A 15,550-nucleotide genomic window follows, 5' to 3' on the forward strand; every position below is an offset into this window, starting at 1 on the left:
TCAGGCCATCAGCGCGCGAGCATGTCTGCAACTACGCGCGGGGCACGTGCTTTCAGGTTATGGGAGGTATTGGCTCGGTTGATCCGCGCCCTCCTTCTCAACCACTTCCACTATCAAGTCTTCCGGTTTCGCGCCCAGCATCAACACCGATGGACTGGCAACGAAAATCGATGAATAGGTACCAATGACCACACCAATAATCAGCGTCAGCGCAAAACCTTGCAATGCTTCACCACCGTAGACATACAATGCCAGCAACACCAATAAGGTGGTCAGGGAAGTCAAAATAGTTCGTGGCAATGTCTGATTGATCGAGGTATTCATGATCTGCTCGGTATTCACTTCGCGTAAACGACGAAAGTTTTCGCGAATACGGTCGAACACCACGATGGTGTCGTTCAAGGAATAACCAATCACCGCCAACAAGGCCGCCAGCACTGGCATGGTAAATTCCATTTGAATCAACGAAAAAACACCCAGTGTGATAACCACATCGTGGACCAAGGCGATGACCGAACCGAGAGAAAATTTCCACTCGAATCGGAACGCGACGTAGATCATGATACCGATCAGTGCATAGACCAGTGCCAATATTCCTTTTTCAAACAACTCTTTGCCAAAGGTCGGCCCAACGAACTCAACGCTCTTCACTTCTCCAGCGCCAACGGCTGAAGCTGCCAACAGATCAACGATACGCGTACTGACTTTGTCGTCGTTTGTCTCGTCACTTAATGGCACTCGAATCAACACATCTTCATCACTGCCAAAATACTGCACCACGGCCTCAGTAAAACCACCTTGTTGCAGCACACTGCGGATATCCGATACTTGCACCGTGTCTTGGTAGATCAGTTCCACCTTGGTACCGCCGGAAAAATCAATACCGAAGTTCAAGCCTTTGGTAGCCAGCGAATAGATACCTGCCGACAACAATACGGCAGAAATCACCAGCGCAATCAAGCGTTTACCAATAAAGTCGATGCGCGTCTCAGTTTTAAATAATTGCATAGTTCTGTTCCGGCCGCTTAAATGGCGAGCTTCTCCAATCGACGATTACCGTAGATAAAATTAATCAACACGCGTGACACAAAAATCGCGGTCACCATTGAGGTCGCAATACCGATACTCAACGTGATTGCAAAGCCTCGGATAGGGCCAGTACCGAAATTGAACAGTACTAGCGCAGCAATCAAGGTCGTCAAATTGGCGTCAATAATGGTTGAGAAGGCGTTGTCATAGCCGCGATGAATCGCCATCTGCGGTGACGCACCATCGGCAATTTCTTCCCGAATTCGCTCAAATATCAGCACGTTGGCATCCACCGCCATACCGACGGTCAAAACCAGACCGGCCACACCGGGCAGCGTTAAAGTCGCCTGCAGCAAGGACAGCACACCGACAATAATCACTAGATTCAGCACCAGCGCAAAGCTCGCAACCAGACCAAAAACGCGATAAAAGATTGCCATGAACACCAGCACCAACATAAAGCCGATGGCAACCGACTTGAAACCCTTGCTGATATTCTCAGCCCCCAGGCTTGGACCGACTGTGCGCTCTTCAATAATGTAGACCGGCGCGGCCAGCGAACCAGCACGCAGCAATAAAGCGATATCTTGCGCCTCTTTACTGCCGTCCAGGCCAGTAATAATGAAACTTTTACCCAGCTGGTCGTTGATACGCGGAGCCGTGATCACTTCTTTGACTTCTTTAGTGACAATTTTGACTTCACCGTCCGGCCCGGTCACCGTCTCAGGTATTGACTCCACATACACCACCGCCATGCGGTTGCCGATGTTGTCGCCTGTCACATCGGCGTTGATAGTCGTTCCTTTTGCGTCCAGGCGGATATTCACTACAGGACCGCCATCTTGCTGACTAAAGCCGGCACTGGCGTCAATAATGTTCTCACCGGAATACAACACGCGCTTTTGCAGCAAAATCGGCGTGCCATCTCGGAAATAAAATCGCTCTGAACCGCTTGGTACACGACCACGTACATTTGAAGCTTGATTGTCTTCGTCCACTAGGTGGATCTGCAGAGTGGCCGTTTTACCTAAAATCTCTTTGGCAATTGACGGATCTTTAACACCGGGCAACTGCACCACAATCCGATCCACGCCTTGTTGTTGAATCACCGGTTCAGAGACACCCAGTTGGTCGATTCGATTGCGCAAAGCCAACATATTTTTCTTCAAGGCGGCGCCGCGAATCTCGGCCAGCGCAGTCTCGTTGACTTCGATCGTTAAAATGTAGCTGCCATCCTGTTCACTCTCTAAACGCTGTAACTCAGGATACTTGGCCGAAACTTGGTCATAGGATTGGTCGCGCACCTCTTCATCGGTAAAACGAATGGTGATACTGCCGTCTGCCTGTTGATTGATACCCGAATAACGTAAGCCTTCTTCACGTAACAGCTTGCGAATGTCTTCGTAGTAGTCGTCATTGGCTTTCTTTTCTGCCGCGTCCATGTCGACTTGCAGCAAAAAGTGAACGCCACCACGCAGATCCAGCCCAAGATACATCGGCGCACCACCGAGGCTTTGTAACCAATCTGGTGTGGTGGTCAAATCCGCCATCGCAACCGGATACAAGTCTCCAAGCTCTTCTTTCAAGATTCGCTGACCGCGAGTTTGATCGTCTTCAGACCCTAACCGAGCTCGCACTTTGCCTGGCTCAAGTGTAATGGATTTGACTTCAATACCAGCCGTTTCGAGCGTGGTCTTGACCCGCTCCATCACGGTGTTGTCGACTTCGGCAGTCCGTGCGCCAACAACCTGCAAACCAGGTTCGGCTTGAAACAGATTTGGGGTTGCGTATATCACGCCGAACGCGATGATGAACAACAACAGTAGATACTTCCAGGTAGGGTTTTTATTCATAATTTATAACGACGGTGCTCAGCTCGAAAACACTGACTGCACAAAGCTGGCGTACAGTCACGCTGCGTGTAAGAGGCTTGGTGGGACTGATGACATGGCATGCTTAGTTGCACCAGCCCGCGTCAACACTCTGACAACTGGATTAATACGTGCCCTTTGGCATCATGGCCTGAACTGACATGCGCTGTACACGAATTTCAGTGCCCTGCGCTATTTCAACGGTAAGAAAGTTCTCATCAACCTGAGTGATTTTGCCCAGCACACCACCCATGGTGACCACTTCATCGCCTTTGCTTAATCCGCCAACCATATTGCGATGTTCTTTTTGACGTTTTTGCTGCGGGCGAATCAGCAAAAAATAAAATACCACGAACAGAAGAATCATTGGCAACAGGCTCATGATACTGCTGGACCCTGATGCACCGGCAGTTTGTGCCGCGGCGTCTGAAATAAAAAAACTAAGTAAGTCGTTCATTAGGCTTTACCTGTGTACCTGGTTATTTTCAATAGTTTGTGTGTTCCTAGCGCCATACTGTCTATGCACTGGGCGTCGGATGACCCAAAAAATCAAGGGCGAATTATGCCACAGTTGGGTCAGGTTGACCGCGCATCTCGAAGAAATTTGCACGAAATTCATCGAACTGGCCTGCCTCAATGGCGTCACGCATCTGCTGCATTAAATCGAGGAAAAAATGCAGGTTATGTACGGTTGCCAATCGAGCACCTAAAATCTCATTGGTTTTCAGTAAGTGCTTAATATAAGAGCGCGAAAACTGTTTACAAGTGTCACAGCCGCAGGTTTCATCTATCGGACGGGTATCCATCTCATATTTGGCATTGCGGATCTTGACCACGCCGGTTCGCGTGTACAGCCAACCATTGCGCGCATTGCGAGTTGGCAAAACGCAATCAAACATATCCACACCATAGCTGACTGCGGTGACCAAATTCTCCGGCGTGCCCACACCCATCAAATAACGTGGGGCATGCTCCGGCATTTTGTGCGCCAGATGGCGCAGTATGCGATACATATCTTCCTTTGGCTCGCCAACCGATAAGCCACCAATTGCATAACCATCAAAACCGATTTCCTTGAGACCGGCCAAGGATTCGTCGCGCAAATGCTCGTACATACCACCTTGAATAATCCCAAACAACGCTGAGCGGCTATCGCCATGGGCGTCTTTAGAGCGTTTAGCCCAGCGCATCGACAATTCCATGGACGACCGCGCTTCGGCTTCAGTGGCCGGAAACGGCGTACATTCATCGAAGATCATCACAATATCCGAGCCCAGCTTGCGCTGGATTTCGATAGCCTCTTCAGGGCCGAGGAACTTCTTGCTCCCGTCGATGGGCGAACGAAAGGTCACGCCTTGCTCTGAAATCTTTCGAAGCTCAGCCAGCGACCAGACCTGGAATCCACCCGAATCGGTCAATATTGGTTTCTGCCACTGCATAAAGTCGTGCAGATCACCGTGCGCCTGAATAACATCGGTACCCGGGCGCAACATAAGATGAAAGGTATTACCGAGCACGATCTGCGCCCCAACCTGCTCCAGCTCCTGCGGCGTTACGGCTTTGACGGTCGCGGCGGTGCCAACAGGCATGAATATCGGCGTCTGAATATCACCACGGGCGAATGAGAGTCGCGCTCGACGAGCCTGGCCGTCGGTTTTTAAGAGATCAAATTTCATGCGCCGGATTATAGATAATTCCCAACACCGGGCAATGCAATTATGGTGGATGCTGGCAATATTTCACCAACAACAAGTAGGATCGTGGCTCAGCCGAGGTGCTGATTCAAAAACGCCAACGCGTCCACATACCCTTGCTTGCCTCGACCGGCAATCTGCGTCAAGCACACATCCTTGATCATGGAAACCTGCCGAAAAGCCTCGCGCGCGTGAATATCGGACAGATGCACTTCCACGGTCGGTATTTGACAGCCGGAAATCGCATCTCGCAGCGCCACTGAATAATGCGTCAATCCACCCGGATTAATGATCACTGCGTCGGCCTCGCGGCGATGCGCTTGCAGATGATCGATAATGACGCCTTCATGGTTGGACTGAAAAAAAACCAGTTCATGCCCTTCCGACTCCGGTTGCGCGCGAATCCAGGCATTCACATCCGCCAACGACTCACTGCCGTATACCTCCGGCTCACGCTCGCCAAGCAGATTCAGATTCGGTCCGTTAACGATCAGAATTTTCATGCCACTTCACCCAGACTGGCGGTGATATCGTCCGCGGTCACATCCGTCGACACGAGCCCGTTGCCCAGCGCATCCAGCACAATAAAATTCAGCTTGCCATTGATGTACTTCTTATCGTGTGCAACCACCTTAAGAATGTCCTCGGCCGCCATTTTCGACAGCGGCGGCAGTTCAAAGCGATCCAGCACGGCTTTAGCACGCAGATAATCGGCTTTAGACAACAACCCCTTGTGATGCGAAATAAAATTGGCGCATTTCATGCCATACAGCACCGCTTCGCCGTGGTAGAGACCTTGATACGCTTCCAGAGTTTCAAACGCGTGACCAATGGTGTGCCCATAGTTGAGCAATCGGCGCTCACCGTTTTCAAATTGGTCTGCCGACACAATGGCCGCCTTGATGGCGCAGCTCTTAGCGATAATTTCACTCAGCAGTGCCTCGTCATTTAGCGCCACCAGGTCGTCAAACCGTGTTTCAAAGGTCTCAAATATAGACACGTCACGAATAAAGCCATATTTGACCGCTTCGGCTAACGATGAAATCACATTTCGTCGCGGCAAAGTTGCAAGAAAGTCCGGATCAATCAGCACCGCTTTAGGCTGGTAAATCGCGCCAACCAAGTTTTTACCTGCCGCCAGATTAACGGCGGTTTTGCCACCAATCGCTGAATCCACCATCGCCAACAAGGTTGTTGGGATCTGTACAAACGGTATGCCACGCATATAGGTCGCGGCCACAAAACCACCTAGATCACCAACCACACCACCACCTAGTGCCAATAAAATCGAAGAGCGGTCGCAACCTAACTCAACCATTTCGGACCAGACCTGCTCGGCATAACGGATGTTCTTGGCCGACTCATCGCCCGGTACGATAATGGGATGAATATTGAACCCGGCCGCGCGCAGCGAATCCACCACGGGGGCATAAATATCAAAGATAGCTTGTTGTGTCAGCACGACCCATTGTTGACCCTTATTCCAAGGTGCAAGGTGTTCGGCTAGCTGGTTCCGCAGGCCGTAGCCCACCTCGATGTCATAAGCGTGCTCACCCAGGTCAACGGGGACACGGTGCAACTGTGAATCAAACTGCATAAGAATAGAATTGGCGTACGACAGATCATCGTACGGGTTAGTTTGCGCCTTGGCGTTATTTTATCGCTTTCTCAAGGTCCCTGACCAGCGCATTCATGTCAACATGCGCCACGATGTTACCGCCCATCCAGATTTCCACTGAATAAACTGCTTGCGCGACCAGCATCTGCAGGCCATTAACTGTGTTCGCACCCTGCTTCTCAGCATCGATCAGAAATTGAGTTTGTTTCGGGTTATAGACCAGGTCAAAGGCCAGACAACCTTCATGAAAAATCGACTTGGACAGTGGCGATACCTTCACATTTGGCGCCATGCCAACAGAGGTGGTATTGATAATACAATCCAGTTCGGGCGCGCGCTGGGCCAACTCGGCCTCATCACACAGGATCACATCAATCGCATCATTAACCGCAAGGATAACCGACTTTAATTGTTCCGCCCTCTCTTGAGTGCGATTAATTATAAGAACGCGTTTTGCCTCGCCTTCAGCCAACACGGCGCCAACTGCCTGCGCACTTCCGCCAGCCCCCAGAATGGCAAACTGATTACCTTCAATCTGAACATCGTTCTGACGGAGAGAGTAGGCAAACCCCAGCAGGTCAGTATTGTAACCGGTCAGTTTATTGCCCACGCGATTAACACAATTGACCGCGTTAATCAGCTTGGCTTTGCTGTCGACCTCGTCAAGCAGTTGGATGACATGGAATTTGTGAGGTGTGGTGACATTAACGCCATCGAAACCGCCAACACGGAAACCAGAGAAAAACCCCTTGAGCCGTTCCTCTGGTAACTCCACCGTTCGGTACGAGGCGTCGTCAATTTCGAGCTGACGGTATATCGCCTTGTGCAGCACTGGGCTTAAGCTGTGGCCCAACGGTTCTCCCAATAACGCAAATCTCTTCAAATTTTACCCTGTCAAACGTAGCGAGTGACTCAGTCCTAAAGCCCCTCAGGATTATGAATAAAGTCGTCTTTCACCACTTAATATCAAGCGGCACGCACTGCACGTCTTGATCGTACCGCATTTGCAAGGTTTCGGCAAAGGTCTTCCGTTTCTTGCCAGCCGATACAGCCATCGGTAATGCTTTGACCGTATACCAGCGATTGTCCTTCGACCACCTTTTGCTTACCTTCAACCAAATTCGACTCGATCATCACGCCAAAAACGCGGCTCTCGCCTTGCTCGATCTGACGACACACGTCCTCACACACAAGGCGCTGCTTGGAAAACTGTTTGTAACTGTTGGCATGACTAAAGTCGATCATGATGTTCGGCCGCAACCCCGCGTCTTCAAGCATTCCGGCCGCCTGATCCACAAAGACTTTCGCGAAATTGGGTTCATCGCTGCCGCCACGCAAAATAATATGCGTAAACTGATTGCCAGTACTCGCCACAATTGCTGTACGCCCTTCTTTGGTCACTGACAGAAAATGGTGCGGATTGCTGGCCGCGCCGATGGCATCTACTGCAATTTTGAGGTTGCCATCGGTACCATTCTTAAACCCAACAGGACACGACAAACCGGAGGCCAACTCGCGATGGCACTGACTCTCTGTGGTACGCGCACCAATCGCACCCCAAGACACGATATCACCGGTGTATTGCGGTGTAATGAGATCCAGATACTCACAGCCTGCTGGGACACCAAGATCATTGATCGAGAGCAACAAGTTACGCGCAATTCCGAGCCCCTTGTTGACGCTAAAACTACTGTTTAAATCGGGGTCGTTGATCAACCCCTTCCAACCAACGGTGGTGCGCGGCTTTTCAAAATATACGCGCATCACAATCACCAGTTCGTCCGCCAATTCCTGCTTCAACTCGACCAGCCGACTCGCATATTCCAACGCAGATTCGGGGTCGTGGATAGAACAGGGTCCGACTATCGCCACCAACCGATCATCATCACCGGCCATCACCGCTTCGATTTCCGCTCGCGCCTGTGCGGTGGTATTCGCTGCGTCATCGGTCAACGGAAACTGTTCGTGGATATGGACTGGGGAAATTAGTTCCTTGGTTTCAGCAATTCTTAGGTCATCTGTACGTTTCATGGTTAGAACAAAATTAAGTTATCTGGCGAAATCTATGAAGACAGCGGTTGTTGACGCTCAAAACTCCGCAACATGGTAAAGTGACTATATCACGCTGGACCCGCAATCCGTTTCCGAATTTGGTGCCAATCTCGACGTAATGTAACAAACAAACCTCAAAATTTGGATTTGCTCGCTGTTGGCGTTGCTCCGCACGATATATAAGACCTATACCGCACAATACGCATGAATGATTTGACCGTAATTCCATCCAATACCACTACGCAGAACACACCACAGTTTCTCAATACGGAGCTGAGTTTATTGTCGTTTCATGAACGCGTATTGAGCATGGCCTTAGATACCCGTGTGCCATTGCTGGAGCGACTCAAATTTTTGTGCATATTCAGCTCCAACATGGATGAGTTTTTCGAAATCCGCGTATCCGGATTGAAAGCCATGGCACAAAGCGCCGTGGCCAACGAAAGCGTGGATGGCATGACACCGCAAATCGCGCTCGACAAAATCAGCGAACGCGCACACCGCTTAGTGGATCTACAGTACAAAACCCTGAATCAACAGGTGCTGCCCGAATTACAAGACTATGGCATCCAGTTTGTGGAAGAACACGAGTGGACCAGCGGTCAAGCGAAATGGATCCGCGCGTACTTCAAACGGGAAGTTCTGCCGATCCTAACCCCGATTCGACTGGACCCGGCTCACCCATTCCCACTGACGATCAATAAAGGCCTAAGCATTGTGGTGGACTTGCACGACCCGGATCGCGATGACGCGCACAATATTGCGATTGTGCCTGCGCCCCGCGCCTTGCCACGCTATATTCGTTTGCCGCCCGAACTGTGCATAAAAGAATACGAATACGTGTATCTGGCGTCGATCATTCAAGCGAATATCCGTAAGTTATTCAGCAATGTGAAGGTATTGGGTTGCTACCAGTTCCGGATCACACGTAATAGCGATCTCTACGTGGACCTTGAAGCGGTGGAAGACTTGGCACGCACGCTAGAAGGTGAGTTACCTCGACGCTTGTACGGCGAAGCCATTCGCCTGGAATTATCGGCCAACTGCCCCAAGAAAATTCTTAACTTTCTCAAAGATAGATTCCAGATATCCGACCAATACATTTATTTGGTGGACGGACCAGCAAATCTCAACCGTTTGATTACCCTGCCAGACCTGGTCAATCGCCCGCAAATCAAATACCAGGGGTTTGCTCCGTCAGCACCTGACAACCTCACACAGCAAAATAATATTTTTGACACCATCAGCCATGGCGATGTCTTGCTACACCACCCTTTCCAGTCATTTGCGCCGGTGGTTGAGCTGTTGCGCCAGGCGGCAAACGATCCAGATGTGTTAGTCATCAAGCAGACGCTCTATCGTACAGGGTCGGAGTCGGTGCTGGTGGAATTGCTTGAGGATGCCGCACGTGCCGGCAAAGAAGTCACGGTTATTGTCGAATTGATGGCACGCTTCGATGAACAAAACAATCTGGACACGGCGCATAAACTGCAATCGGCTGGTGCGCACGTCGTGTACGGCATGGTAGGCAAAAAGACGCATGCCAAAATGCTGATGATTGTGCGTCGCGAACGCAAAAAGCTACGACGCTACGTTCACCTTGGCACGGGCAACTACCATCAAGGGAACACACGGATTTATACCGATTACGGTCTAATCACCAACGACAAAGACATTACCCAAGACGTGCACGAATTGTTCATGCAACTCACCACGCAAGGCCCAAATCCGCCATTGGCACGGCTATTTCAGTCACCGGCTGGCATTAGCGATATGCTGGTGAAGAGAATTCAGCGCGAGGCTGAGCATGCGCGACAAGGTCTCGACAGTCACGTCATCATTAAAGCCAATGGGCTTTCCAGTCCGGTAGTCATCCACGCGATGTACGACGCGTCGCAAGCCGGAGTTAAGATCGAGTTGATCATCCGCGGTATCTGTTGTCTGCGACCAGGTGTCGAGGGCCTGTCAGAGAACATCACGGTGCGCTCAGTCGTCGGTCGATTTCTTGAGCATGGGCGTGTGTTTTATTTCTTAAACGCTGCGGCTGAAAGCGAGCTGTATTTGTCCAGTGCCGATTTGATGCCGCGCAATCTACGCAATCGCATCGAGCAATGCACACCAATTCTGGACACCAACATCAAAGCAACGATTCTCGACGATTTACAGGCTTATTTGGCGGACAACAGTAACGCTTGGCTGATGCAAGCAAATGGAAAATACATTCAAGCCATTCCCGCCGACCCAGAAGATCCAAGCTTCAATGCGCAACAGTCACTGTTGGAACGCCACGCCGACGAGTATTAAGTCAACCGAATCGCCTCGCATACAACTACTGAAACACCAGCTTAAGACCAATCGTTTTTAGCCAACTGCGTTCTTGTTTTAGATCGGCTTCGGTAAGTGGATTGTTGGCCAGCCACTTAGGCTCAAACGTCAGTTTTACTTGCTCGGCCTCGACGCTGATGCCAATGTGCTTGGGCACGTAACTACCGCGACCTCGATGCAATAAGACCGCTAGACGCAACAGCACCGCAACACGCTTGGCTGGCGTTACCAGCGTTGATGGTAAGGCTTCAAAAGTTTGAATAGGGAACTTACGGCGATGCCCGACCACCAGCGCTGCCAGCAGCAGTTGGTCGCGCCGCGCAAACCCAGCTAAATCCGCATTCTCCAACAAGTACGCACCGTGTTTGTGGTACCTATCATGTGAAATCTGCAGGCCAACTTCATGCAATTCTGAAGCCCACCCAAGTGCAGAGCGGAATAAAGACTGACGTATATCCCAGTCAGCAGCCACTTGATCATAAAGCTCAAAAGCGGTATCACGCACTCTGCCAGCATGCTCGGCATCGACCGACCACCGTATCAACATGGCGGCCACCGTGACATCACGAATATCCTCGGCGGAACGTCGCCCAACCAGGTCGTACAACACACCTTCTCGCAAGGCGATGTCCGATACTTGCATCTCATGGATATCAAACAGCTCGAACAAAGCCAATAAAATAGCCAAACCGCCGCCGAATACCGGCAGACGATCAGTGCTCACACCCGGCAGATCCAGCGTATCCACGTGTCCCGCACTAATCGCGTGATCACGCAACTTAAGTAAGCCATCCCGATTTAGGCGATCCTTCGAGTACCCGCCCTGAATGACGGCCTCAGCCATGGATTTCATGGTACCTGAACAGCCGATAATTTGGCTCCAGCCCTGTAACCGGAACTGCTCCACGACCGGCTGAATGGCCAGCTCAGCCGCCAGCGTGGCCTGCTTAAATCGCTTGTTGCTCAGCTTGCCGTCGGCAAAAAACTGCTTACTCAGCACCACGCAACCAACTTCCAGACTCTCGCGACATAATGCGGCCTGACCTTTGCCGGCAATAATTTCGGTACTGCCGCCACCAATATCAATGACAAGTCGAGACTCATCTCCATATGCGGACCATTTCGACACGCCGAGATAGATCAAGCGCGCTTCTTCTCGACCCGCGATAATCTCAATGCTGTGACCGAGTGCCGACTCAGCTCGTTCCAGAAACCCTTTTTTGTCGCGCAAACGACGCAATGCGTTTGTTCCGACCGCTCGCAGATTGTTCCGAGGTATGTGTCGCAGCAACTGACCAAAACGTGATAAACAGCCCAGTGCACGCTCCGCTGCCTCCTCTGTTAACACGCCGTCGTCATCCAATCCCGCAGCGAGACGCACTACCTCGCGCTGCCGGTCAAGCACGATGAACTCGCCATGAATGTAGCGCGAAATTACCAGATGAAAACTATTCGACCCCAGATCAACCGCTGCGTAACAGTCCTCACCCAGTCCAGCGGGAGCCTCACTCGATACGTCGATTAGTAGTGACTCGGCCTCCAATGCCGAACCATCCAAAACTTCATCATTATTGGTGTTCGCGGATGACAATCTCGTGCACTCACTTCTGGGATGATTATTGAAAATATTTGTCTATTGTAGCTAAGTTTCCGCAGACTCGCTAACCCCCCGTAAATTGGTCATCCGACGCCAATTCAAGGGCAACAAAATCCAATTTATTGGCGAAATAACTTGAGTTTGACGCCAACCTTCCTTAAAGTCCGGCTAGCATTTTCAAACAGCTGTTTGAGACAAACTCGCGATCACGAATTCGCGTTCTAACGATTTAGTGTGCTTTACTTATGTTGAATAAAATCTACAAAAATACAGTTGTAACACTTACTTTCGCAGCGGCTGGGTTGAGCGCTGGCACAGTGGCGGCCGCTGGCGACCTTGTTCGTGGCGAAAATCTAGCGCAGACCTGTAACGGTTGCCACGCCGGTGAAGGCTACCGGAATCCCGGCCCGGTCTACAACATTCCCAAAATAGGCGGACAACACGCTGACTATATCGTTACTGCACTGAAGGCATATCGCTCAAAGGAACGCTCGCATGGCACCATGCAAGCACAAGCTGCCAGCTTATCCGATCAAGACATGCAAGACATTGCAGCGTACTACGCAGCAATGGATGGCAAATCAAAACCGGCGCTGGTTAACGCAAAACTCGCCAAGCTAGGTAAAGAGAAATCCGTCACTTGCGCGACCTGCCACGGCGCCACTGGCAATGGCGACCAACCCGGTTTCCCAAAACTGGCTGGCCAGTATGACAGCTACATTGTGCAAGCATTGAAAGATTATCGGGCCGCCGCGCAGACTCAAGGCAAGGAAGGTCGCAACAACGCCGTAATGACTGGATTTGCAAGTGGTTTGAGCATAGATGATATCGAAGCTCTGGCAGCATGGTACGCCTCTCAGGAAGGCGATTTGTCTGCGCCTCAACCCAAGCTATTCAAGTAATTAAGCGAGTAGCCCTTTGGTGAGCGCGCCATTCAATGTATCTGTAGAAAGCCCGCTTAACGCGGGCTTTTTTGTAATTTGACAGCGGGTCGCTGACGATTAACAATCAGCATTCAAACGACTCACGAGTCAACACCACCGACAACGCAACCCATCGGTTATACGTACTATGAAATCTACCTTTACTAACATTTTGTTGATCTGCGCTCTAACCAGCATATCCTTTTCGGCTGTGGCGCGCGATTGCGTAGCACCAACCAACAAGCCCATCATTCCGGACGGTCACGTTGCCAGCAAAGATGAGCTGCTGGCGGCTCAGGACGCAGTAAAAGCCTTCCAAACTCGTAACCTTGAATTCTTGGTGTGTCTGGATAAAAAGCGTGAAGCAATCGCCCCAGACGCCGCAGGAAGTGCCGAAACGCTCGCTAAGTATCAGGCACAGGAAGAAGCCGCGATCGCACTTGAGCAATCTGTGGCGAATGAATTCAACACAGCTCGAACAAACTTTATGGAACGCTAGCAGGAAGCAGCTAATCAGAGCATCGGACCGAATAGAATAGATCAGCTCTGAAATCAAATGAAAAAAGGCGGACTCACAGTGAGTCCGCCTTTTTGTTTTTCAACACAAGTTTGAAAACTACGTAAGCGCAGCTTTCACCATTTGGTGCTGGGCGCGCAATGCCACAGGCAGTCGCTCACCAAAACTATCTAAGTAATCCCCGAACTCGTCCATTTCTTGACGCCACTGGTCATCGTCAATCGAGATCAGTGCGCGCCAAACCGCGGGGTCAATATTGAGGTCTGCGATGTCGACGCCGTCTTCCAGAGGCAGATAGCCAATTGCTGTTTCCTGCGCATCCACGGTGCCTTTGCAACGCTCAATAATCCAGCGTAATACACGCAAATTCTCGCCAAAACCCGGCCACAGGAAGCGACCCTCTGCGTCTTGGCGGAACCAGTTCACATGGAAAATCTTCGGCGGATTTTCTAGGCGCTCGGCGAAACTCAGCCAGTGCGCCCAATAATCCGCAAAATTGTAGCCACAGAACGGCTTCATGGCCATTGGGTCACGGCGGACCACGCCAACCTCACCCGTCGCGGCCGCGGTCGTTTCCGAAGCAACACCGGCGCCAATCAACACACCGTGCTCCCAGGATTTAGCTTGATACACCAATGGCGCTAGTTCACGACGTCGCCCCCCAAAGATAATCGCAGAAATCGGTACACCGTCAGGCGCTTCTGCGAGCGATGAATACGCACGATTTTCTTTAGCAGAAACGGTGAAACGTGAATTTGGGTGGGCCGCAGGGCCATTGCCCGGCGTGTAATCATTCCCCTTCCAATCCACACTCGGCTCACCAACTTTCTTGTCTTCCCACCACGGCTCACCATCGTCGGTTTGCGCCACGTTGGTGAAGATCGTGTTCTGTTGGATCATATCGTAGGCATTGCGATTGGTCTTGGCATTGGTACCCGGCACCACACCAAAGTAACCTGCTTCGGGGTTGATCGCGCGCAGCTGACCATCTTCACCTTTATGTAGCCAGGCGATGTCGTCACCTAACGTCCAAATTTTCCAATCTTTGTATTTTTCCGGTGGAATCAGCATAGCTAGATTGGTCTTGCCACAAGCGGATGGAAACGCAGCGGCGATGTAGTGCGTCTCACCTTCAGGGCTTTCTAAGCCGAGGATCAACATATGTTCGGCCAACCAACCTTCATCTCGCGCTTGCCAACTGGCGATCCGCAAAGCGTGGCATTTTTTACCCAGCAGGGCGTTACCGCCATAACCCGAACCATAGCTCATGATGCTCAGCTCTTCCGGGAAATGCATGATGAAACGACGCTCGGGATCCAGTTCACCAGTCGAGTGCAGACCTTTAACAAAGGTGCCTTCACGCTCGATGCGCGCTAGCGCGCGTGCCCCCATGCGTGTCATTAACTTCATGTTGACGACAACGTACGGGCTATCGGTGATTTCGACGCCGCAGCGCGAATACGGTGAATCGACAGGCCCCATGCAATACGGAATGATGTACATGGTTCGACCTTGCATGCAGCCGTCATACAACGCATGCATCTTTTGCTTGGCGTCGTCGACCGCCAACCAATTGTTGTTGTCGCCAACGGCTTCGGGGTCGTCAGTGCAGATGTAGGTTAAATGTTCTACCCGCGCGACGTCTTGCGGGTCTGAGAGATGCAAATAGCAGTTTGGATGCGTCTCAGAATTAAGCGGCGACAAAGTCCCCTCTTCCAGCATCAGGTCGATCAGACGCTGGTATTCCTGCTCACTGCCGTCACACCAAACCACAGATTCTGGCTTGGTTAACTCAGCAACGCTCGACACCCAACTGGCCAATTCTTGATTTTTCGTGGTCATAATCAGCGCGTTATTTAGGTTTTCGAATTGTCGTGGCACGATGATTTTTACGCTGCAATTACCCTCTGAGAAAAGGCCCTGA

Annotated in this window: 13 protein-coding genes; 3 read left to right on the forward strand and 10 right to left on the reverse strand. The window is 51.1% G+C overall.

The window, feature by feature from the left end; translation table 11 throughout:
* Nucleotides 1-57: 57 nt before the first annotated feature.
* From secF to IE055_RS13190, 8 genes are all read right to left on the reverse strand, one after another.
* Nucleotides 58-1,008, reverse strand: a complete 951-nt coding sequence (gene secF / locus IE055_RS13155) for a protein translocase subunit SecF (protein WP_189401985.1) — start codon at nt 1,006-1,008, stop codon at nt 58-60.
* A 17-nt stretch (nt 1,009-1,025) separates the two neighbouring features.
* The gene (secD, locus tag IE055_RS13160; RefSeq protein ID WP_189401987.1) at nt 1,026-2,882 is read right to left on the reverse strand and encodes a protein translocase subunit SecD; all 1,857 of its coding nucleotides are present in this window, start codon (nt 2,880-2,882) and stop codon (nt 1,026-1,028) included.
* A gap of 142 nt (nt 2,883-3,024) precedes the next feature.
* A complete protein-coding gene (gene yajC, locus IE055_RS13165) occupies nt 3,025-3,357 on the reverse strand; it encodes a preprotein translocase subunit YajC (protein WP_189401989.1) in 333 nt (110 codons plus the stop codon).
* A gap of 103 nt (nt 3,358-3,460) precedes the next feature.
* Nucleotides 3,461-4,576: a tRNA guanosine(34) transglycosylase Tgt gene (tgt, locus tag IE055_RS13170; protein ID WP_189401991.1), complete on the reverse strand. Its 1,116-nt coding sequence runs from the start codon at nt 4,574-4,576 to the stop codon at nt 3,461-3,463.
* 89 nt (nt 4,577-4,665) lie between these two features.
* Nucleotides 4,666-5,097: a type II 3-dehydroquinate dehydratase gene (gene aroQ / locus IE055_RS13175; RefSeq protein ID WP_189401993.1), complete on the reverse strand. Its 432-nt coding sequence runs from the start codon at nt 5,095-5,097 to the stop codon at nt 4,666-4,668.
* On the reverse strand, nt 5,094-6,191 hold the full coding sequence (gene aroB / locus IE055_RS13180; protein WP_189401995.1) for a 3-dehydroquinate synthase: 1,098 nt from the start codon (nt 6,189-6,191) through the stop codon (nt 5,094-5,096). Before aroB ends, aroQ begins: the two co-directional genes overlap by 4 nt.
* Before the next feature lie 55 nt (nt 6,192-6,246).
* Nucleotides 6,247-7,095 carry a shikimate dehydrogenase gene (gene aroE / locus IE055_RS13185; RefSeq protein ID WP_189401997.1) on the reverse strand — a complete coding sequence of 283 codons (849 nt, stop codon included), beginning with the start codon at nt 7,093-7,095 and terminating at the stop codon, nt 6,247-6,249.
* A gap of 83 nt (nt 7,096-7,178) precedes the next feature.
* The gene (locus IE055_RS13190) at nt 7,179-8,243 is read right to left on the reverse strand and encodes a 3-deoxy-7-phosphoheptulonate synthase (RefSeq protein ID WP_189401998.1); all 1,065 of its coding nucleotides are present in this window, start codon (nt 8,241-8,243) and stop codon (nt 7,179-7,181) included.
* A gap of 225 nt (nt 8,244-8,468) precedes the next feature.
* Between IE055_RS13190 and ppk1 the strand changes: the two genes are divergently transcribed.
* Nucleotides 8,469-10,568 (forward strand): polyphosphate kinase 1, encoded by a 2,100-nt coding sequence (gene ppk1, locus IE055_RS13195; RefSeq protein WP_189402001.1) that lies wholly within the window; start codon nt 8,469-8,471, stop codon nt 10,566-10,568.
* Nucleotides 10,569-10,593: 25 nt separating this feature from the next.
* On the opposite strand, the gene IE055_RS13200 is transcribed toward ppk1, so the two are convergent.
* A complete protein-coding gene (locus IE055_RS13200; RefSeq protein WP_229794293.1) occupies nt 10,594-12,180 on the reverse strand; it encodes a Ppx/GppA phosphatase family protein in 1,587 nt (528 codons plus the stop codon).
* Between the two features lie 251 nt (nt 12,181-12,431).
* Between IE055_RS13200 and IE055_RS13205 the strand changes: the two genes are divergently transcribed.
* Both IE055_RS13205 and IE055_RS13210 read left to right on the forward strand, forming a co-directional pair.
* The gene (locus IE055_RS13205; protein WP_189402003.1) at nt 12,432-13,088 is read left to right on the forward strand and encodes a c-type cytochrome; all 657 of its coding nucleotides are present in this window, start codon (nt 12,432-12,434) and stop codon (nt 13,086-13,088) included.
* Between the two features lie 169 nt (nt 13,089-13,257).
* Entirely contained in the window at nt 13,258-13,608 is a 351-nt protein-coding gene (locus IE055_RS13210; protein WP_189402005.1) for a hypothetical protein, read from the forward strand.
* Between the two features lie 117 nt (nt 13,609-13,725).
* Here IE055_RS13210 and IE055_RS13215 read toward each other — a convergent pair whose 3' ends face one another.
* Complete coding sequence (locus IE055_RS13215; RefSeq protein WP_189402307.1) at nt 13,726-15,468, reverse strand: phosphoenolpyruvate carboxykinase (GTP); 1,743 nt, start codon at nt 15,466-15,468, stop codon at nt 13,726-13,728.
* Between the last annotated feature and the right edge of the window lie 82 nt (nt 15,469-15,550).

Source organism: Arenicella chitinivorans (assembly GCF_014651515.1).
Taxonomy (GTDB): Bacteria; Pseudomonadota; Gammaproteobacteria; order Arenicellales; family Arenicellaceae; genus Arenicella; species Arenicella chitinivorans.

Coding starts and splice junctions, on each gene's coding strand:
- secF (WP_189401985.1), bottom strand. CDS start 1,008: ATGCAATTATTTAAAACTGAGACGCGCATCGACTTTATTGGTAAACGC.
- secD (WP_189401987.1), bottom strand. CDS start 2,882: ATGAATAAAAACCCTACCTGGAAGTATCTACTGTTGTTGTTCATCATC.
- yajC (WP_189401989.1), bottom strand. CDS start 3,357: ATGAACGACTTACTTAGTTTTTTTATTTCAGACGCCGCGGCACAAACT.
- tgt (WP_189401991.1), bottom strand. CDS start 4,576: ATGAAATTTGATCTCTTAAAAACCGACGGCCAGGCTCGTCGAGCGCGA.
- aroQ (WP_189401993.1), bottom strand. CDS start 5,097: ATGAAAATTCTGATCGTTAACGGACCGAATCTGAATCTGCTTGGCGAG.
- aroB (WP_189401995.1), bottom strand. CDS start 6,191: ATGCAGTTTGATTCACAGTTGCACCGTGTCCCCGTTGACCTGGGTGAG.
- IE055_RS13190 (WP_189401998.1), bottom strand. CDS start 8,243: ATGAAACGTACAGATGACCTAAGAATTGCTGAAACCAAGGAACTAATT.
- ppk1 (WP_189402001.1), top strand. CDS start 8,469: ATGAATGATTTGACCGTAATTCCATCCAATACCACTACGCAGAACACA.
- IE055_RS13205 (WP_189402003.1), top strand. CDS start 12,432: ATGTTGAATAAAATCTACAAAAATACAGTTGTAACACTTACTTTCGCA.
- IE055_RS13210 (WP_189402005.1), top strand. CDS start 13,258: ATGAAATCTACCTTTACTAACATTTTGTTGATCTGCGCTCTAACCAGC.
- IE055_RS13215 (WP_189402307.1), bottom strand. CDS start 15,468: ATGACCACGAAAAATCAAGAATTGGCCAGTTGGGTGTCGAGCGTTGCT.